We start from the raw sequence: 18912 nt of genomic DNA on the forward strand, positions 1-18912 counted from the left end.
GTCCTTCTGTCGCTCCGCGTCATGCCCTTTGGCCCGTTCACGGTGATATCGGATGCCGGGCCAGCCCATGTCGCGACGCACCGCCGGCAACCTGGAAATTGATTAACCCGCTGGCGACATCGGCCGAAACGCTATGCGTAGCCACGGCTGCAACCCGAAGTCATGTTTTTGAAGCAAGCGGTCATGGGATGCGTGTTTTGTATCGGCAACATGCATTGCGAGGTCGAAGCCTTGAGGAGTGGGCATGCGCAAGAGATTCGTCGGGATCATCCTGTTTGCCATGCTGCTGACATCGCACCCCGAGCGAGACTTGCAGCCGTGACCGCCCGGGTTGTGGTGAGGGGCTTGCCGACCGTTTTGCGGCTGGAGAGCGCGCCGACCGATGAACTGTGAAACTTCCATCGAGCGGCGCTCCCATATGATGTTCCTCGCGATCATCGATTCGGACGACAGTGCAACCGTTGCAAGGCTGCAGGCGATCCTGCCCGAATGCACGCTGGTGGCAGTGCCGCTGTTTGCGGAAATCGCTGGTCCGAAGGCCCAGGACGGAGCGACGATGGGCGGTCTCCTTCAGCTCACCCGGCGTCAGCAGACGATCCTGCCGCTCCTGCTCCGGAATCTTTCCAACAAGGAAATCGCTCGCACCCTTTCAATTTCCCATTTCACCGTCAGAAATCATGTTTCGCAATTGCTGCGGGTGCTCGGCTGCCCTTCGCGAAAGGCTGCGATCGCCATGTTTAGGCCACGAACGGGCGCAGACGCCCTAAATGTGAACTAACCCGAGCTCATAACTATCCTCGCCTGAATTGCTCGCGTCGCCAACGCATTTCCATCCTGCGGCTTCGTAAAATCGTGCCGCTCGCGATCCGGTTTCGGTGACAAGGCGTATGCGTTTCAGGCCGTGGCGCTGCGCTCCCACGACGAGTTGCTCGTGAAGCAACCTCCCAAGTCCGTGCCCTTCCATATCTGGCGAAACAAACAATGCCCAAACGGTGCGATCTTTCAAGTCTAGGGCTGCAAAACCCCTGACTTCATTCTCATAAATCGCAACCCAGCAGCTTTTTTGTTCGACATAGGGAAGATAGGAGGAGCCGGATATGATGCCCGGACGGGTTAACCTGTTTTCTCGCACCGAAATTCTGATTTCGTGCATCGCTGTGATATCTGATGGCTGTGCCAGTCGAATAATTGGTTTCATATCGATTCCGGATATTTGTTCGGAGAGAAGGACGGCGAAACACCAGTGGTTTAAGGGCGCTAACAACGGGCCTCGGCCTTCACAGTCCGCGCCGGAGATTCAGCCTGTCTCGCGGTCCCTTACCGTACCATCGTTTGAACGCGCGAGAAAAGGCGCTGGGATCAGAAAAACCGACGAGATAGGCGGTTTCATTCACCGAAACCTTTTCTCCATCCATATAGTGCCACGCCAGTTTGCGGCGCAGCTCGTCGAGGACCTTTTCGAATGTGGTGCCTTCGGCTTTCAGTTTCCGGTACAGGGTCTGCCTGCTCATTGCCATCTGGCCCGAAACGCTGTCGATGGTGGCATTACCCAAGTGCAAAATCAGCATGAGTTGCCTCTCGACCTCGGTTCTGAAGGTTTTGCCGGCTTCCAGTTGCCTGAGCAATGCATCGGCGTGCTCGCTCAATATTCCGAACGCATAATGCGGGGTCAATGCAACCGGGTGGGTCAGCCAGCTTTCATCGAGCATCATGGCATTGCGGCTGCAATTGAAGGTGACCGGCGCGCGAAAGACGCGTTGATATTCATCGGCATAGGCCGGCGCGCTGTGCGTGAAATGAACGGCGCCGAGACGCAGTTTGTCGGTAAAATTACGCGGCCCGGACACGAGCCGCGCAAAGGTTATTTCGGTCAGTTCGGGAAAGGCGTCGGCGTTTAGCCGGTTGTCCACCAACCAGATGCTGTTTCCTTCGCGAACGATCTCGAACCGCTGAGCGAGGCCGACATCGACTTCCGCGACCAATTGGCCATAGCGGTTGAGCTGCATTAACGCGTCCATCATCGTTGCAGAGGCGTGTGTCACCAGCCCGACCACCGACAGTTCGGACAGATCCACCTGCTCGGCATAATGCATTGCCAGCGCGGGGTCGCCGGTAAGGTCACTCGCCGCCGCGACGAGTGCCTGATAGCACGACATCGCCACCCGGTTGTCCTGATCGGCAAGGATCGAAGCGTCGATCCCCGAACGTTCCAGCAGACCTGCCCGCGACGCACCGCCGGCGATCGCGAAATCGATCAACCCACTGGCGACCCCGGCCGAAACAGTATGCTCAGCCATCGCTGCAACCTGAAGTCATGTTTTTGAAGCGAGCGGTCATGGGATGAGTGTATTGCATAGATAATACGCATTGCAAGGTCGAAGCTTTGAGGAATTGACATGCGTAAGAGATTTGCCGGAATCATCGTGTTTGCCACGCTGACGACATCGCATCCCGCGAGCGCCGATACGGTTAGCGACTGGGTCGAATTTTCCAGTCGAATTCATCGCCAGTCGGGGCAGGGTTCAGAAGGGCGAGGGCGCCCGGATGCAAACCGCGCAAATACCCGTGTTGCGCTGGCGATGTTCGAAGCCGTCAATGCGATTGATCGCCGCTACGAAAGCTATCTCGGCTTGGTGGAGGGCGACAAGAATGCTTCGCAGGAAGCCGCTGCGATCACGGCGGCCTATCTTGTCTTGCACGACCATTTCCCGAGTGCAAAGGGGCAGTTGGACGATGGATATGCTATCGCCATGGAGGCGATCGCGGACGATGCAAGGCGCGAAGCAGGCCGCCTGATCGGAGAGAAAGCGGCCAAGGCGGCCCTTGCGGTTGGAGGTATCGATCCCGGAATCGTCCAGATACCATATAAACCCAAGGCGACACCTGGCGTGTGGACGGCCACCGATCTGCCTTCGATCCGTCCCCACCATGTTGCCTTCTTTCCCTGGGCGATCGAGAATGCCGACGCGCTTCGCTCGCCGCCGCCGCCCGCGCTGACCAGTGAACGCTGGGCCAGGGATTATGAGGAAGTGAAGCGACTTGGCGGCAAGGTCAGCAAGGACCGGACGCCGCATCAGAGCCTGATGGCCCAATATCGCATCATGCCCGACTTTTCGCCGTCGCTGCGGCGCTCCGCTGATGCGCCGGGACGAACGCTGGTACAGAACGCCCGGATGTACGCGCGCGTCTATATGGCGATTGACGATGCCAATCTCGCGAATGCCGCGGCCAAGCTCCATTATGACAGCTGGCGCCCGGTTGTTGCGATCCGCAACGCCGAACAGGACGGCAATGATGCGACTGTGCCGGATCCGGCGTGGGAGTCCTTCCTTCCCACCCCCAATTTCCCCGAGCATCCGTGCGGCCACTGCACCTATGGGGCGGCCGTGGCGGAGGTCATGACGGCCGAAGACGGCCCGCGACCCGCCGGTGGCGTGCGTGTCACTTCGCTGTCGTCGCCGAATGCGGTCATTCAGGCTCTGCCAGACTGGAACGAATGGTCACGGCAGGTATCGGATTCGCGCATTTACGCGGGCGCGCATTTTCGTTTTGCCAACGAGGCCGGCGAGCAGATCGGCCGCGCGGCGGCGCAAGCGGTCCTCGCCAAGGTCATGCGCCCCTTGCCGCCATCGAAATCGCGCTGAGGCCTGGGGCGAGGTCCGCATGGCCCGTCCTCGCCTTTCGTTATCGCTCGCGTTCGCGCCCGACCTTTTGGTCGGGCCGGCGCTTTCAAGCCCGGGCCGGTTTCCAGCGGTGTCGTTATCCTGCCCGATCGGGCGCTATAAAAAGAACGGGGTTCACCCATGCTGAGAAGGATTTTCCCCGCACAGATAGATAACGTCTATCGGGGCCACAAACTGGCGTTGCTGCTGCTTGTCGTCGTGGTGATATTCAAGACGATGATGGCGTACAACTCGCTATTCGACACGCGATTCATCATGATCCACGCGGATGGCATCCCGCTCGACAGCTATCCCCCAGATGCGGCGCAGACCGCTCTCACCCTCTTTGCGCTGCTGGGCAATATCAACTTCATCATCACGTTGTTTTGTGTGCTGGCGCTGGTGCGCTATCGCGCGATGACGTCGTTGATGTTCCTGGTTCTCATCTACGAATATCTGACCCGCAAGGCGATCAATTACTATTTCGACGACATGCCCTGGTTTCAATGGCCCAGCGGTATTGCCTCGACCGTGGTCCAGTCGTTGTTCGTTGCCATGCTCGTTGGTTTTGCCTTGTCACTGCGGCATCGCGATCCCGCCGAGTAGCATCTTCGAAATCGGCCACATTTATCCGGCCGGATAGCGTCGTTAGAGTGTCTGGCTTCCCTTGATTTCGCCGGGGCGCAACGTGCTCACAAGCTGGACGAAGCTGCGCCGCGCGATCGCCTCCAGCATCGGCATCTGCGCGCGCCAGGGTTTTTCAAAGCCCGCGAACATCGTCATGCCTTCCATCGACGCCGAAATGAACAGCGCCAATATCTCGCGCTCGTCGGCAGGAAGCGCCGGATTGATTTCGGCGATCAGTTCGTTGAGCGACACGCGCGCGCGTTCGTACAGCTCGTTCATCCGGTCGTGGACGAAGGGATCGTGGTTCGCCATTGCCCACAGCTCGGGGAAAAAGCGCGTCGTCTTCTTGGTCGTGATGTCCTCGAGGATGAGCATCACCAGATTCTCGAGCCGCGCTTCGGCGCTCGCGCCGGGCTCGTGAATGATCTCGTCGAACGATTCCTCGTAGCTGCTGATCACCGCATTGAGCAGTTCGCGGATCAGCTCTTCCTTCGACCGGAAATAATAGTTGAGGTTGCCGACGTTCATTCCCGATTCGGCGGCGATCCGGCGCAGCGTCAGCGCGGCCGAACCCTGATTCACCAGCAGCGACAGCGCCGACCGGAGGATGTGCTCGAAGCCGTCCTGGCCGCGGGCATAGCCCCCGGTGCGGGGGGTTATTTTCAGGTCGGGAACAATGAAATTCGTCAAGATTCAGCAGCCTCCGCGATCTAGGTAACCGTCCCGCGCCTGTTGGACAAGTGCCCTAATTTTGTCACTTGACTAAAATTGGACAGTCGAACAATATCATCTCGAATCGGCCATCAGAGCCCGTTGTCAGCTAAACAGGGAGTGTCGCGATGCTGCGCATCACGCGAGGGGCGGTCTTTGCCGCATTGATGATATCGGCCAGCGCGTCGGGCGCGGCGGACTTTCCGCAGCCGTTGCCTGAAGAGCCGGTGCCGACGGTCGCCGAACTGCCCGAACGCTATCCCGACAGCTGGGTCTTCGTGCACGACCTCCACTTCAACAGCCTGCCCGACGGGCGCGCGGCGATCGTCGATGTCGGGGCCGAAAACCACCATCTGCGCGGGCAGGTTCCGGTCGCCCAGTTCGGCAACATCCTGCCGTCGACGACGCGCGGCGAAATCTATGTCGGCGAGACCTTCTATTCGCGCCTGACACGCGGCGAACGCACCGACGTCATCACGATCTGGGACACGAAAACGCTGGCGCCAAAGGACGAGATCGTCCTGCCCGGCGGCAAGCGCGGCCTGTTCGTGACGCTGCGCAACAGCCTGCAACTGACGAACGGCGAGAAATGGGCGCTCGTCTTCAACTTCACTCCCGGTTCGTCGGTGACCGTCGTCGATCTCGATGGCCGAAAGATCCTGTCGGACATCGACCTGCCCGGCTGCTCGCTCGTCTATCCGACCGGACCGCGCGGTTTCACCTCGCTGTGCGCCGACGGAACGATGACGAGTGTCGCGCTCGATGCGACGGGCAAGGCGGGCCCCGCAGTCACCAGCAGCGCGTTCAACGACATCGACGATGATCCGCTGTTCATGACGCCTGCGATGGTCGGCCGGACCGGCTGGTTCGTCAGCTTCAAGGGCGCCCTTCGCGCGATCGATTTTTCCGGCGCGGCGGCAAAGGACCTCGGCGGTTTCGCGATCCCCGTGCAGGCGGGCGGCGCGCCCGAATGGCGCCCCGGCGGCTGGCAGGTGATTTCGGCCGACCGCGCGGGGCTGCTCTATGTGCTGATGAATCCCAAGGGGGCCGAAGGGTCGCACAAGGATGGCGGGACCGAGGCGTGGGTCATCGACCCGAAGGCGAAGACGCTCGTCCGGCGGATCGCGCTCAAAAACCACAGCCTGTCGCTCGAGGCGACGCAGCAGGAAAAGCCGCTGCTCGTCGCATCACGTCCCGACGGCTCGCTCGACGTCTATGACCCGGCGAGCGGCGCGTTCGTCCGCACGATCGCCAGCGTTGCGCACGATCCGATGACGATGACGGCGGTGCGCTGATGGCTGTCGTCGAACCCGTGCTCGCGCTGTTCCTCGCCGCTGTCCTCGCGGCAGCTTCGGTCCACAAGCTCGTCGACCGCGCGCGGCTGACGCAAGCGACCGCCGGCCTGTTACGGCTCGCGCCGACAGTCGCGATGCCGGTTGCGATGGGGGCGGCGGCGGCCGAATTTGCCGCCGCGCTTGCGCTGCTTTTCCCGGCGTCGCGCCCTGCCGGCGCGCTGCTCGCTGCGCTGCTGTGGGCGGGATATGGCGCCGCGCTGTTCGCCGCGCGTCGCCGCGGCGACGGCGGCATTGACTGCGGCTGCGACTTCGGCGCGCACCGCCGCGGGATCGGCAGCTTCGCTATCGGCCGCGCCTTCGCGCTTGGCGCCGCGGCGCTGCTTCTCTGCCTCTCTCCCACAGAGGGCGGTGCGATCGACATCGCGTCGGTCTTCGCCGCCCTCGCCTTTGTGACGCTGCTCTTTGCCGCCGGCGAAATCGCCAATCTTCCCGCCGCCAGCCGGAGTGCCACCCGATGACCGGATTCTTCCTTGCCTCGCAAATTCTGCTGTGGATCGCCGTCGCGGTGCTCGGCGTCCTCGTCGCGGCGCTTGCGCGGCAGGTCGGGGTCTTGCACGAACGTATAGCTCCTGCGGGTGCGCTGACGCTGCACCAGAAGGTCAATGTCGGCGACACCGCGCCAGCGATGACGCTCGAGACACTGGAAGGCAAAGAAGTCGTGATCGGCGGCAAGCGCGAACGGCGCGGGCAGCTCATCTTCTTCCTCTCGCCCGATTGCCCGGTGTGCAAGACGCTGCTCCCCGTCGTCCGTTCGGCGCGCGGCGCCGAACGCGGCTGGCTCGATGTAGTGCTGGCAAGCGACGGCGATCCCGCGGCGCATCGGCGGCTGGTGATGGCCGAGGGACTTGCGGGCTTCGACTATGTTTTGTCGGAAGGCCTCGGCCGCGCACTCGGGGTGTCGAAGCTCCCCTATGCGGTGCTGATCGACGAGGAGGGCAACATCGCCTCGCTCGGCCTCGTCAACAATCGCGAGCATCTGGAGAGCCTGTTCGAGGCCAAGGAGCGCCGCGTTGCCTCGATCCAGGAATATCTCGCGCGCGGCTGATCCCGCCACCGCGACAAGAAGGGGACACAAATGTCGGGACTGGACAAATTTTCGGAAAAGGTGACGCGCCGCGTTGCCCGCGCGACGTCGCGGCGCAGCCTGCTGACGCTGATCGGCGGCGCGCTGACCGGGGCGACGGTGATCCCGGTGCTGCCGGTGTCGCGTGCGCAGGCGCAGGGCCATGGACACGGTGGCGGCGGCGACCCTATCGCGCCGCAAACCACGGGCAACCCGCAGGATCCGGGCGACCAGACGCAATGCGATTATTGGCGCTATTGCGCGATCGACGGCTTCCTCTGCAGCTGCTGCGGCGGCACCGCTAGCAGCTGTCCGCCGGGCACCGAGATGTCGCCGATCACCTGGATCGGCACCTGCCTGAACCCGGCTGACAATCGCGCCTATATCGTCAGCTACAACGACTGCTGCGGCAAATCCTCGTGCGGGCGGTGCCTGTGCAACCGCAACGAACGCGACCGGCCGATGGTGCGTCCGCAGGCGAACAACGACATCAACTGGTGCCTCGGCACGTCGAGTGCGATCTATAATTGCTCGACCGCGGTGATCCTCGGCGTCGCGCTGGAGCAGCCATGATGCGGCGCATTGCGATCCTTCTCGCGCTGTCCGGGCTGGTGGTCACCGGACAGGCGAGGGCGGCAGACGATGGGGCGACGATCTACAAGCGCTGCGCAGCGTGCCATCTGGTCAACGGCGCAGGCGTTCCCGGCGCCTTTCCTCCGCTGAAGACTGATGTCCGTGCCTTGGCGGGAACCGCTGCCGGGCGCCGCTACCTTGCACTGGTCGTGATCCGCGGCGTGTCGGGACCGATCACCGTCGAAGGCAGGCCCTATCGCGGGATGATGCCCGCGCAGACCGGGCTCAACGATGCGCAGGTTGCGGCGGTGCTCAACCATGTGGTTCGTGGCGGATCGGCCAGGGCTTTCACCCCGCGCGAGATCGCCGGATACCGGGCAGGCAGCGCGGCGCTCAATTCCGCCGCCGTGGGACGTCTCCAGCCGGCGGCCGCCGGCAAATGAAATGGCTGGCCGTTCCCGCGCTGATCGTGGCGAGCGGAGCGGCCGTCACGACCCCGGCGTGGAGCGGTCCGGAACCGATCCCGGGCGTGGCGAACGCGGCGCGCGCGCGGCAGAACTGGATGCTGTCGTGCCAAGGGTGCCACCGCGCCGATGCGACCGGCACGCCGCAAACAACGCCGACGATGGCGGGCGTCGTCGCGCGATTTCTGCAGGTGCCGGGCGGGCGCGAATATCTGGTGCAGGTGCCGGGCGTAGCGACCGCCGCGCTGTCCGATGCCGATCTGGCTGAAGTGGTGAACTGGTCGCTCGTGCGGTTCGATGCGGCAAATATTCCGGCCGATTTCAAGCCCTACAGCTCCGCCGAAGTGGGACGGCTGCGGCTGAAACCGCTGCGGGCCGAAGCGATGGCGGTGCGCGCAAACATGGTCGCGCGCATGCCCAGGGACAAATGACAGAATTAACGAACAGGGGGAAGATTTCGATGACCAAGATAACAAAGCGCTGCACCGCCCGCCCGATGCTGATCCTGCTTCTGGCCAGCGTGTCGGCGCCGGCGCTGGCGCAGGAAACGGCCTCGGAGGCCGTCGTGGCCGAAACGGTCGACGGGACCGACATCGTCGTCACCGCGCAGAAACGCTCCGAACGCCTGCAAGATGTTCCGATTGCGGTCAGCGCGATCGGCGGGGATTCGCTTGAACGGCAGCGGGTGACGCAGGCGGACGAACTCGCGAGCAAGATCGTCAACCTCCAGCTCACCTCGACCGTCGGCGACAACACCCCGATATTCGCGCTGCGCGGCGTGTCGATGTCCGATTACAGCCTCAACCAGGCGAGCCCGGTCGCGACCTATTATGACGAGGTCTACAAGGGCAACTTCGCTTTCCTCGGCGTCGCGATGTACGACCTTGAGCGCGTGGAAGTGCTGCGCGGCCCGCAGGGCACGCTCTATGGCAAAAACACCACGGGCGGCGCGGTCAACCTGATCAGCCGGACGCCGGTGCTCGGCGATACCGAAGGCTATCTGAACCTCGGTTATGGCAATTACAGTCGCTACGAAGCTAATGGCGCGGTCAGCGTCCCGCTCGGCGAGACCTTGGCGGCGCGTGTCGCCTTCACCTTCGCGCGCGCCGACGGCTGGTTCAAGAACCAGCTTCCGGGTGAGCCCGACCTTGCGAGCGTGCGCGAATATGGTGTCCGCGGCAGCCTGTTGTTCGAACCCAGCGACAGCGCGCGCTTTGTCCTGCGCGCCTCAACCAGCTATCAGAACCCGCGCAACTATGGGATTTACGCGCAGCCCGAAGCGGCGAACCGCCCTGGGCTGGGGCGGCGCGAGATCGAGGCGAACGTCACCGACCGCCGCCGCGCGCGCACTTGGTCGGTGGCGCTGACCAGCACGGTCGATTTGAGCGACGCGCTGGCGATCACCAGCGTTACGTCGTGGGACAAGGGACGGCTCAACTTCTACGAAGACACCGACGGAACGGCGACCGAGTTACTCGAAATCCCCTATACCGACCGGGCAACGCAGTTCGCGCAGGATTTACGCCTGACAAGCGACTTCGGCGGGCCATTCAACTTCATCCTCGGCGCCTATTTCAACCGTGAGAAAGTCTATAACGAGACGACCTTTGAAATCGGCAAGGACATCGATTCCGACGGCCTGCCGGGCGTCACCGACGGCGATTGCGCGGCTGGCTTCCCCTTGGGTTGCCTGTTCCGCAACAGCTTCGACCAGCTCAAGAAAAGCTATGCGGTCTATTCGGACGTGAGTTTCGAACTTACCGACCAGCTAACGCTGCGTGGCGGTCTCCGCTTCACCTATGACAAGGGGACGCAGAGCAATTTCGAATCCAATGCGCTGGGCCCGAACGGCGTACTGGTCATGAACCTGATCCCGCCGTCGCGGCTTGACTACAGCACCGAAAATCTGTCGGGCAAGATCGGCGCGGACTACAAGATCGACCCCGACGTGATGGTTTATGGCAATTACAGCCGCGGTTACCGCGCGCCGAGCTTCAACGCGCAGGCCTTCTTCGATCCGTCCGAGCTCTCGGTCGCGAAAGCCGAAAAGATCGAAGCCTTCGAACTGGGGCTGAAGAGCCAGTTCGCCGACCGCCGTGTGACGCTCAACCTGGCGGCGTTCCACTATAGCTACAGCAACCAGCAATTCATCAACATCGATCCCGCGACTGCGGCGCAGACTTTGCTCAACATCCCGAGCTCGCGTATCCTAGGCGGCGAGGCCGAACTGACCGTTCGCGCGACCGATATGGTGACCTTCCGCGCGGGCGTTGGCCTGCTCGATACCAAGATCAAGCGCGGGATCGTCAGCGGCGTCGACGTCAGCGGCAACAATTTGTCGAATGCGCCGAAGTTCACCTTCACAGGCGGCGTCGACGCGACGGTGATGGACAGCGCCAGCGGCAAGCTCAGTCTTCATGGCGACATCAACACTTCGTCGAGCCAATATTTCGAAGTGCTCAACATTCCCCGACTGCAGCAGAAAAGCTATGTCCTGCTGGCGGGGCATATCGACTGGGAATCGGCCGACGGCCGCTGGAATGCCTCGGTCTGGGGCAAGAACCTCACCAACAAATTCTACTTCACCTCACGCGTCGATCTGCTCGCGGGCTTCGGTTTCGACTATAACCATGTCGGGACTCCGCGAACCTATGGCGTGACCGTGGGCACGAAATTCTGATCGGAGAGAGGCATGTCTGACTATAAAATGCTGATCGGCGGACGGCTGGTCGAGGGCGATCACCAGATGGACGTCATCAACCCTGCCACCGAGGACGTCTTCGCCACCGTCGCGCGCGCGTCGGAGCGGCAGGCCGACGAAGCGATCGAAGCCGCCGCCACGGCCTTTCCGCCATGGGCCGAAACCCCGATGGCCGAGCGGCAGGCGAAGGTCGCCGCACTCGCCGACGCGATCGTCGCCAATGCCGACGCTCTCGCGCGCGCGCTGACGCAGGAACAGGGCAAACCACTTGCCGAGGCGCAGGGCGAGATCGCATGGGCCGAGGGCTATTTGCGGCATTATGCGACGCTCGCGATCGCCGAACGCACGATTCAGGACGATGTGAACGGGCTTATTCAGGTGCGGCGCAAGCCGCTCGGCGTTGTCGCGGGGATCATCGCGTGGAACTTCCCGCTGCTCGTCGCCTGCTGGAAGATCGGACCGGCGGTGATCGCAGGCAATACGATCGTGCTGAAACCCGCGCCGACGACGCCGGTGACCGCGCTGATGCTCGGCGAACTGTGCCGCGACATCTTCCCTGCCGGGGTGGTCAACATCATCACCGACGCCAACGACCTCGGCGGTTATCTGACCGCCGATCCGCGCATCGCCAAGGTCGGCTTCACAGGGTCGACCGCGACGGGCAAAAAGATCATGGCAAGCGCCGCCGATGGACTGAAGCGGCTGACGCTCGAACTCGGCGGCAACGACCCCGGGATCGTGCTCGACGATGTCGACGTGCGCGCGACCGCGCAGGGCATCTTTAATGCGGCCTTCCTCAATTGCGGGCAAGTGTGCCTCGCGATCAAGCGCGCCTATGTCCACGATAGCATCTACGACGCGATGTGCGACGAACTCGCGCGCCTCGCCGAAGCAGCGGTGGTCGACGACGGGCTGGCGCAGGGCGCGCAGATCGGACCGATCCAGAACAAGGCGCAATATGAAAAGCTGAAAGACTTCCTCGAACGCGCAGCGACCGACGGGACAATCATCGCGGGCGGCGAGATTATCGACCGCGCAGGCTATTTCCTCCGGCCAACAATCGTGCGCGATGTGACCGACGGCGACCAGATCGTCGACGAGGAACAGTTCGGGCCGATCCTGCCCGTCATCCGTTATTCGGATATCGACGATGTCGTCGCGCGCGCCAACGCCTCGCCCTACGGCCTTGGTGCGTCGGTGTGGTCACGCGACGTGGACCGGGCGATCGCGGTCGCCGACCGGATCGAAAGCGGATCGGTCTGGGTGAACCAGCATATCGCAATCGGCCCACATATCCCGATGGCGGGGGTCAAATCCTCCGGGCTCGGGGTCGAACAGTCCGAAGAGGGGCTGGCCGAGTATACGCAATTGTCGGTGATCAACGTGGCGCGCGGCGGATGAGCGAAGCGTTCGACTGGAATCCCCCAACGCATTACAATTTCGCTCGCGACGCGATCGATCGGCTGGCGAGCGAAAGACCCTGCGACCGCGCGCTGCTGTGGACCGACGGCGCGGGAGCGGTCGTCGATCGCAGCTTTGCCGAGCTGTCGGACCATGCCGCGCGCGCCGCTGCCGTCCTGAAGGCGGCGGGGGTCGGGCGCGGCGACACGGTGCTGATCCTGCTGTCGCGCGAGATCGAATGGTGGGAGCTGATGCTTGCGTGCCTGCGCCTCGGCGCGATCGCGTCGCCGGGAACGGTGCAGCTGACGCCGAAGGACATCGCCTACCGGCAGGTAGCCGCCGAAGCGCGCTGCATTATCGCCGGCGCCGATGTCGCGTCGCGCGCCGATGAGGCGCTGGGCGGCCTCGCGATCACGCGCATCCACATCGGCGGCGCGCGTGCCGGCTGGATCGATTATGGACAGGCCAAGGCGACCGCCGGGCCGCTCGCCGACATCGCCGACACCGCGTTCGACGACCCCGCGCTCTGCTATTTCACCAGCGGCACCACCGGCCAGCCCAAGATGACGATCCACGGCGCAGGCTATCCGCTCGCGCACGAAATCACCGGCCGCTTCTGGCTCGATCTCGGGCCCGGCGACCTCCACTGGAACATGTCCGACACCGGCTGGGCAAAGGCGGCGTGGAGCAGCCTGTTCGCGCCCTGGCTGATGGGCGCGGCGATCTTCGTCAACCATGCGCCGGGTTTCGCCCCCGCCGCCGCGATGGACCTGCTCGAACGCTATCCGATGACGACGCTCTGTGCGCCGCCGACCGCCTATCGCATGTTTGTGCGCGCCGACCTCGATGGCCGCGCCTTTCCGCAACTGCGCCACTGCGTCAGCGCGGGCGAGCCGCTGAACCCCGAGGTCATCGACCTGTGGCGCAAAGCTACCGGGCTCGATATCCACGACGGCTATGGTCAGACCGAGACCGTGCTCCTGTGCTGTAACCGCGCGGCTGCGGCGCGGCAGGGCGCGATGGGCCGTCCGGCGCCGGGCATCGACCTCGCAGTGATCGGACATGACGGCCAAATCCTGCCGCCCGAGGAGGAGGGCGACATCGCGCTGCGGGTCGGCGAAGGCCGGCCGCCCGGCCTGTTCCTCGGCTATCGCGGCGACCCCGATCGCACCGCCAGCGTATTTCGCGACGGCTGGTATCTCACCGGCGACCGCGCCACCGTCGATGCCGACGGCTATTTCTGGTTCGTCGGCCGCGCCGACGACGTGATCCTCTCCTCGGGCTATCGCATCGGGCCGTTCGAGGTCGAAAGCGTGCTCTTCGAGCATGAGGCGGTCGCCGAAAGCGCCGTCGTCGCCAGCCCCGATCCGACGCGCGGCGAGGTGGTGAAAGCGTTCGTCGTGCTCGCGGCGGGGCACAGCCCCTCGGACGAACTCGCGGCGGCGCTGCAGGACCATGTGAAGGCGACGACCGCGCCGTATAAATATCCACGCCGCATCGAATTTGTCGACAGCCTGCCCAAGACGGTCAGCGGCAAGATCCGGCGTAAGGAATTGCGCGACGAAGAATTCAAAAAGGCCGATGCATGACCGATAGCTATGTTCGCGGTGACGACAAGGCTCCGCTGATCGAGATGACGATCGGCGATCGGTTCGACCAGACCGTCGCCAGCTATCCCGACAGTGACGCACTGATCGTTCGTCATCAGGGTGTGCGGTGGAGCTGGCGCGAATTGCGCGCGCGGGTCGATGCGGTTGCGGCGGGGCTGTTGCAGCGCGGGCTGAAGCCGGGCGACCGCGTCGGCATCTGGGCACCTAACTGTTCCGAATGGGTGATCGTCCAGTTCGCGACGGCGAAGGCCGGGCTGATCCTCGTCAACATCAACCCCGCCTACCGCGTCGCCGAACTCGACTATGCGCTGAACAAGGTCGGCTGCGCGGCGCTGATCCTCGCGCCGTCGCACAAGAGCAGCGATTATATCGCGATGCTGGGCGAGATTGCGCCCGAGCTGAGGGCGGCAATGCCGGGGGCGTTGCGCGCGGCGCGCTTGCCCGACCTGCGGCTCGTTGTCGTCCTCGGCGAGGGTGAGCATCAAGGCTGCCTGCCGTTCGCGGCGCTGGCGAGCGACGACACTGACGCGCTTGCGGATATCGCGCTCACTCCCGACATGCCGGTCAACATCCAGTTTACCAGTGGCACGACGGGCTTTCCCAAGGGTGCGACGCTGTCGCATCGCAACATCCTCAACAACGGCGCCTTCGTCGGCGCGCGGATCGGGCTGACCGCCGCCGATCGGCTGTGCATCCCGGTACCGCTCTATCATTGCTTCGGCATGGTGATGGGCAACCTTGCCTGCGCGGTGCACGGCGCGACGATGGTCTATCCCGCCGATGCCTTCGATCCGCAGGCGGTGCTGGAGACGGTCGAGGCCGAGCGCTGCACCGCGCTCTACGGCGTACCGACGATGTTCATCGCCGCGCTCGGCCACCCCGACTTCGCGCGCTTCGACCTGTCGTCGCTGCGCACCGGGATCATGGCGGGATCACCATGCCCTATGGCGGTGATGCGCGAGGTGATCGAGCGGATGAATATGGAGGAGGTCACCATCGCGTATGGCATGACTGAAACCAGTCCGGTCAGCTTCCAGAGCGACACCGACGACCCGCTCGATCTGCGTGTGTCGACGGTGGGGCGAATCCAGCCGCATCTCGAGGTCAAGCTGATCGATCTCGCCGGCCAGGTCGTACCGCGCGGCCAGACGGGCGAGCTTTGCACGCGCGGCTATTCGGTGATGCTCGGTTATTGGGACGATCCCGATCGCACCGCGGAGGCTCTGGATGCCGACGGCTGGATGCATACCGGTGACCTCGCGACGATCGACGACGCGGGCTATTGCCAGATCGTCGGCCGGATCAAGGACATGGTGATCCGTGGCGGCGAGAATATCTATCCGCGCGAGATCGAGGAATATCTGCTGACCCATCCCGGCATCGCCGATGTCCAGGGTGTCGGCATTCCCGATGCGAAATATGGCGAAGAATTATGCGTCTGGATCATCCCGCGCCCCGGCGTCTCGCTGAGCGAGGACGAGGTGCGCGCGCATTGTCGGGGCCGGATCGCGCATTACAAAATTCCGCGGCATATCCTGTTCGTCGATGCCTTTCCGATGACGGTGACCGGGAAGGTTCAGAAATTCGCGATGCGCGAACATATGGTGAAGTTGTTGAGTTGCTAGAGACGCAGCGACAAAGCAACGGATGACAACCTCAGGCGGTCAGACGGACGAGCTTTGCACGCGCGGCAATCAATCGGCGGTCAGAGGATCGGCCGAACGCGGCACTTGAATCGAAGCAGGGATCAGGTGGTCATTGCAGAAAAAGGAGATAGGCAGCGACAAGCGCGGCAAACACAGCGCCACGCATGATCAAGCCTTTACGCAGTGAATAGCCTTCAAAATAGGCTTGAAAGTCAGAAGGTATAGGCATCGGAAGCGTTGGCGAGACGTCCGCTCCGCCAGTGTTGCCGACAGGAACCCAGCCAGCCATGTGAAAGGGTGCTGCTCCGATTAGCCTGACAAGCTGTCCACGAGCCTCCTTGGCATCGGACCGTTTCAGGGCGAGCCGCAACATTTGAAAATGTGTTTTCACATGAGCTGCGTACCAGCGCTGGCCCAGGATATGCGCACGCTCGAGATGCCGTTTGGCCAGAGCAATATCACCCGCTGCCTCGGCGGACCGTGCGTAAGCCATTTCCCTGACAAAGGCCGCTTTGACATTCAATTTCATAACCGACATCTCCGGAGCGGATATGTAATGCTACTGAACTATGGCCTTTCGAACGAGCGCCCAACTGAACCGGTGCATTCTTCGCGCAATCGTCGATGTGGATGGGGCATAGCGAGACCGCGATGATCGCCCGCTCGGCTTCTCTCTTCGTGGCGGCGGATGCGGCCTTGCGAGAAATAGAGACCGCGCAGTCATCAGACGTCCGAATTTTTGAGGGATGCACTCGAACGAGCAACGCAAGAAATGTCAAAACTGATTGCAAGCGCGGCTAAAGCCATGCCCGCCCCGGCACCCTAGTCTTTCCCTCAACGGAGGCTCACAGAAGCCCCGCTTTGAGGGAGAAGGATCATGGCAGCATTGTCATTTGCGCGCGCCGCTATCGCCGCGCTGACAGTTTCGACATCGACGCTGGCGTTTGCGCAGGACGTGCCTCCGACGAGCGATAGCGTGGCCGATGGCGATATCGTCGTCACCGCGCAGCGCCGCGAACAGTCGCTGCTCGACGTGCCGCTCGCGGTCACCGCGCTTGGCGGCGACACGCTCGCCGACCGCGGCATCACCAATTCGGCGCAGCTCGGAAGCGCCGTTCCCAATCTTCAGATCAACAGCCCCTATGGCAACACGCAGCCGAATTTCTCGCTGCGCGGTATCGGGGTCGCGAACGAGTATAACAGCAATCAGGCCTCGCCCGTCGGCGTCTACCTCGACGACGTCTATCTCGCGCCGCGCACCAGCCACGGCATGGGGCTGTTCGACCTCGACCGCATCGAGGTGCTGCGCGGGCCGCAGGGGACGCTGTTCGGACGCAACACCACCGGCGGCGCGATCAACTTCATCACGAAAAAACCGGGCCTCTCGGGCACCAACGGCTATCTGCAAGTCGGCTATGCCAATTTCGACACCTTCACCGCGCAGGGCGCCGCCGAGGCAACGCTCGCCGAGGATATTGCGGGGCTGCGTCTCGCGGTGAACTACGCCAAGGGCGATGGGCAGATCAACAACGTCTTTCCTGGCGGGCGCGATGCCGCGTCTGTCGACACGTTGCAGGGCCGGGTCTCGCTGCGCGTCAAACCGACCGACAGCCTCGACATCGTGCTGCGCGCTTATGCCGGACGCGATCGTGGGACGCAGGCCGCGGTGCACGGGCTCGAACCTTTCCGCACCGGCCTCGGCTTTTTCGAGACAAACGAGAATCGCATCGGCGACAATCGCACCGACGCATGGGGTTTCTCGGCGAACATTGCACTCGACCTGACCGATACGCTCAGCCTGACGTCGATCACCAGCTATGATGGCGGCAAGCAGAACCTCCAGCAAGCGGCTGACGGCTCGCCGCTCGACCTGCTCGATATCAACTGGCGATCAAACTACCGCCAGTTCAGTCAGGAATTGCGTGCCAATTACGATGGCGATGGCGTGACCTTTGTTGGCGGGCTCTTCTATGGCCGGGACCGCAACATCACCGACAACACATTCAACCTGCCGCTGCCCCCGGCGGGCGGCTTCTTTCAGCATTACCGGCAGGTGCGCAAAAGCTATGCGGTCTTCGGCCAGGCCGATATCGACCTTGCTGACCGGCTCGTGCTGACGGTAGGCGCGCGGTACACCAAAGACAAGTCGCGCTATGACGATGCCTTTGCCTATTTGTTTGTCGGCGGGGTCGGCGATCTGCAGACGCCGCTGGCGACGACGGTGCCGTGTCCGGGCGTCGCAGGGACCTGCGCCTATGATCCGGCCGCACGCTTTGCACTCGCCGACACCAACAATGCGCTGACCGGCCGCGTCGCGTTGAGCTACACCTTCGACGACGGCCCGTTGGTCTATGCCAGCTATAACCGGGGCTACCGCGCGGGTGCGGTAAACGGCGGCGGCTACACCTCGTCGGCAGGGATCGGATATATCGAGCCCGAACGTGTCAACGCCTACGAGATCGGGATCAAGGGTCGCGCCGGCGGACGGCTGCTCACCTACGCTGCGTCGGCCTTCTATTATGACTATTCGAACCAGCAGTTGCAGGACACGCGCGCCGGCCCGGTGTCCTTCCTCGTCAATGCGCCGTCGTCGGAAGTCTATGGCTTCGAGGTCGAGACGACCCTGCGGCCGGTCGACCGTTTCCGCATCGACGCCTCGCTCGGCTGGCTGCATTCGAAGTATAATGAACTGACTTTGCAGGGCGCCGACCTGTCGGGCAATGAGCTGCCGTTCGCGCCCAAACTCACCGCGCAACTCGGTTTCGAATGGGATGTCGTGGATGTGGCCGGCGGCACGATCACTTTCGCACCGAATGTCGCCTATTCGAGCCGCCAATATTTCTCGCCGTTCAACGAGATTAACGCGCCGGGCACGCTGCAGGTTAACTCCGAACTGCAACAGGGTGCCAATGCCAAGGTCAATGCCTCGCTCAGCTGGTCTAACGACGCGCTGACGATCCGCGCCTTCGCGAACAATCTTTTCGAGCGCAAAACCTATGGCTATGGCCTCGACCTGCGCGGTGCGGGCTTTCCGTACAACTTCCTCGTGCCGAGCGCGCCGCGCACTTACGGCGTCAGCCTGCGCTACAGCTTCTGACG

Annotated in this window: 18 protein-coding genes; 14 read left to right on the top strand and 4 right to left on the bottom strand. The window is 63.1% G+C overall.

Annotated elements, in window-relative coordinates:
• Positions 1-418: 418 nt before the first annotated feature.
• A complete protein-coding gene (locus AC3A43_RS12425) occupies positions 419-778 on the top strand; it encodes a response regulator transcription factor (RefSeq protein WP_487792842.1) in 360 nt (119 codons plus the stop codon).
• Here the strand turns inward: AC3A43_RS12425 and AC3A43_RS12430 are convergent.
• Both AC3A43_RS12430 and AC3A43_RS12435 read right to left on the bottom strand, forming a co-directional pair.
• Positions 764-1198, bottom strand: a complete 435-nt coding sequence (locus AC3A43_RS12430; protein WP_487792843.1) for a GNAT family N-acetyltransferase — start codon at positions 1196-1198, stop codon at positions 764-766. The two genes, AC3A43_RS12425 and AC3A43_RS12430, sit on opposite strands and share 15 nt — an antisense overlap.
• A gap of 79 nt (positions 1199-1277) precedes the next feature.
• Positions 1278-2258, bottom strand: coding sequence for an AraC family transcriptional regulator (locus AC3A43_RS12435; RefSeq protein WP_487792844.1), 981 nt, complete (start codon positions 2256-2258; stop codon positions 1278-1280).
• 138 nt (positions 2259-2396) lie between these two features.
• On the opposite strand from AC3A43_RS12435, the gene AC3A43_RS12440 reads away from it, so the two are divergent.
• Positions 2397-3644: a vanadium-dependent haloperoxidase gene (locus tag AC3A43_RS12440; RefSeq protein WP_487792845.1), complete on the top strand. Its 1248-nt coding sequence runs from the start codon at positions 2397-2399 to the stop codon at positions 3642-3644.
• A 159-nt stretch (positions 3645-3803) separates the two neighbouring features.
• A complete protein-coding gene (locus AC3A43_RS12445) occupies positions 3804-4268 on the top strand; it encodes a hypothetical protein (protein WP_487792846.1) in 465 nt (154 codons plus the stop codon).
• A 42-nt stretch (positions 4269-4310) separates the two neighbouring features.
• Here AC3A43_RS12445 and AC3A43_RS12450 read toward each other — a convergent pair whose 3' ends face one another.
• Positions 4311-4979, bottom strand: coding sequence for a TetR/AcrR family transcriptional regulator (locus AC3A43_RS12450; RefSeq protein WP_487792847.1), 669 nt, complete (start codon positions 4977-4979; stop codon positions 4311-4313).
• Between the two features lie 149 nt (positions 4980-5128).
• Here AC3A43_RS12450 and AC3A43_RS12455 point away from each other — a divergent pair, with 149 nt between their 5' ends.
• Genes AC3A43_RS12455 through AC3A43_RS12500 form a run of 10 tightly spaced genes read left to right on the top strand, consistent with a single transcriptional unit; the run spans position 5129 to position 15792 of the window.
• Positions 5129-6295: an amine dehydrogenase large subunit gene (locus AC3A43_RS12455; RefSeq protein WP_487792848.1), complete on the top strand. Its 1167-nt coding sequence runs from the start codon at positions 5129-5131 to the stop codon at positions 6293-6295.
• Positions 6295-6813 (top strand): MauE/DoxX family redox-associated membrane protein, encoded by a 519-nt coding sequence (locus AC3A43_RS12460; protein ID WP_487792849.1) that lies wholly within the window; start codon positions 6295-6297, stop codon positions 6811-6813. Before AC3A43_RS12455 ends, AC3A43_RS12460 begins: the two co-directional genes overlap by 1 nt.
• Positions 6810-7400: a redoxin family protein gene (locus AC3A43_RS12465; protein ID WP_487792850.1), complete on the top strand. Its 591-nt coding sequence runs from the start codon at positions 6810-6812 to the stop codon at positions 7398-7400. Before AC3A43_RS12460 ends, AC3A43_RS12465 begins: the two co-directional genes overlap by 4 nt.
• A 30-nt stretch (positions 7401-7430) precedes the next feature.
• Complete coding sequence (locus tag AC3A43_RS12470) at positions 7431-7991, top strand: methylamine dehydrogenase light chain (protein ID WP_487792851.1); 561 nt, start codon at positions 7431-7433, stop codon at positions 7989-7991.
• Positions 7988-8434, top strand: a complete 447-nt coding sequence (locus AC3A43_RS12475; RefSeq protein WP_487792852.1) for a c-type cytochrome — start codon at positions 7988-7990, stop codon at positions 8432-8434. The genes AC3A43_RS12470 and AC3A43_RS12475 overlap by 4 nt, the downstream gene beginning before the upstream one ends.
• Positions 8431-8886: a cytochrome C gene (locus AC3A43_RS12480; RefSeq protein WP_487792853.1), complete on the top strand. Its 456-nt coding sequence runs from the start codon at positions 8431-8433 to the stop codon at positions 8884-8886. Before AC3A43_RS12475 ends, AC3A43_RS12480 begins: the two co-directional genes overlap by 4 nt.
• 29 nt (positions 8887-8915) lie before the next feature.
• Entirely contained in the window at positions 8916-11135 is a 2220-nt protein-coding gene (locus tag AC3A43_RS12485) for a TonB-dependent receptor (RefSeq protein WP_487792854.1), read from the top strand.
• A 12-nt stretch (positions 11136-11147) separates the two neighbouring features.
• On the top strand, positions 11148-12557 hold the full coding sequence (locus tag AC3A43_RS12490; RefSeq protein ID WP_487792855.1) for an aldehyde dehydrogenase family protein: 1410 nt from the start codon (positions 11148-11150) through the stop codon (positions 12555-12557).
• On the top strand, positions 12554-14146 hold the full coding sequence (locus AC3A43_RS12495; protein ID WP_487792856.1) for an AMP-binding protein: 1593 nt from the start codon (positions 12554-12556) through the stop codon (positions 14144-14146). The genes AC3A43_RS12490 and AC3A43_RS12495 overlap by 4 nt, the downstream gene beginning before the upstream one ends.
• Positions 14143-15792 (top strand): AMP-binding protein, encoded by a 1650-nt coding sequence (locus AC3A43_RS12500; protein WP_487792857.1) that lies wholly within the window; start codon positions 14143-14145, stop codon positions 15790-15792. Before AC3A43_RS12495 ends, AC3A43_RS12500 begins: the two co-directional genes overlap by 4 nt.
• A gap of 130 nt (positions 15793-15922) precedes the next feature.
• On the opposite strand, the gene AC3A43_RS12505 is transcribed toward AC3A43_RS12500, so the two are convergent.
• Positions 15923-16342 carry a DUF3703 domain-containing protein gene (locus tag AC3A43_RS12505; protein ID WP_487792858.1) on the bottom strand — a complete coding sequence of 140 codons (420 nt, stop codon included), beginning with the start codon at positions 16340-16342 and terminating at the stop codon, positions 15923-15925.
• Between the two features lie 348 nt (positions 16343-16690).
• Between AC3A43_RS12505 and AC3A43_RS12510 the strand changes: the two genes are divergently transcribed.
• Positions 16691-18910: a TonB-dependent receptor gene (locus AC3A43_RS12510; protein WP_487792859.1), complete on the top strand. Its 2220-nt coding sequence runs from the start codon at positions 16691-16693 to the stop codon at positions 18908-18910.
• Positions 18911-18912 lie beyond the last annotated feature (2 nt).

The organism is Sphingopyxis sp. Soil_C_28 (genome assembly GCF_057657055.1).

Coding starts and splice junctions, on each gene's coding strand:
- AC3A43_RS12505 (WP_487792858.1), bottom strand. CDS start 16,342: ATGAAATTGAATGTCAAAGCGGCCTTTGTCAGGGAAATGGCTTACGCA.
- AC3A43_RS12430 (WP_487792843.1), bottom strand. CDS start 1,198: ATGAAACCAATTATTCGACTGGCACAGCCATCAGATATCACAGCGATG.
- AC3A43_RS12475 (WP_487792852.1), top strand. CDS start 7,988: ATGATGCGGCGCATTGCGATCCTTCTCGCGCTGTCCGGGCTGGTGGTC.
- AC3A43_RS12425 (WP_487792842.1), top strand. CDS start 419: ATGATGTTCCTCGCGATCATCGATTCGGACGACAGTGCAACCGTTGCA.
- AC3A43_RS12460 (WP_487792849.1), top strand. CDS start 6,295: ATGGCTGTCGTCGAACCCGTGCTCGCGCTGTTCCTCGCCGCTGTCCTC.
- AC3A43_RS12480 (WP_487792853.1), top strand. CDS start 8,431: ATGAAATGGCTGGCCGTTCCCGCGCTGATCGTGGCGAGCGGAGCGGCC.
- AC3A43_RS12445 (WP_487792846.1), top strand. CDS start 3,804: ATGCTGAGAAGGATTTTCCCCGCACAGATAGATAACGTCTATCGGGGC.
- AC3A43_RS12490 (WP_487792855.1), top strand. CDS start 11,148: ATGTCTGACTATAAAATGCTGATCGGCGGACGGCTGGTCGAGGGCGAT.
- AC3A43_RS12455 (WP_487792848.1), top strand. CDS start 5,129: ATGCTGCGCATCACGCGAGGGGCGGTCTTTGCCGCATTGATGATATCG.
- AC3A43_RS12440 (WP_487792845.1), top strand. CDS start 2,397: ATGCGTAAGAGATTTGCCGGAATCATCGTGTTTGCCACGCTGACGACA.
- AC3A43_RS12500 (WP_487792857.1), top strand. CDS start 14,143: ATGACCGATAGCTATGTTCGCGGTGACGACAAGGCTCCGCTGATCGAG.
- AC3A43_RS12465 (WP_487792850.1), top strand. CDS start 6,810: ATGACCGGATTCTTCCTTGCCTCGCAAATTCTGCTGTGGATCGCCGTC.
- AC3A43_RS12510 (WP_487792859.1), top strand. CDS start 16,691: ATGGCAGCATTGTCATTTGCGCGCGCCGCTATCGCCGCGCTGACAGTT.
- AC3A43_RS12470 (WP_487792851.1), top strand. CDS start 7,431: ATGTCGGGACTGGACAAATTTTCGGAAAAGGTGACGCGCCGCGTTGCC.
- AC3A43_RS12495 (WP_487792856.1), top strand. CDS start 12,554: ATGAGCGAAGCGTTCGACTGGAATCCCCCAACGCATTACAATTTCGCT.
- AC3A43_RS12485 (WP_487792854.1), top strand. CDS start 8,916: ATGACCAAGATAACAAAGCGCTGCACCGCCCGCCCGATGCTGATCCTG.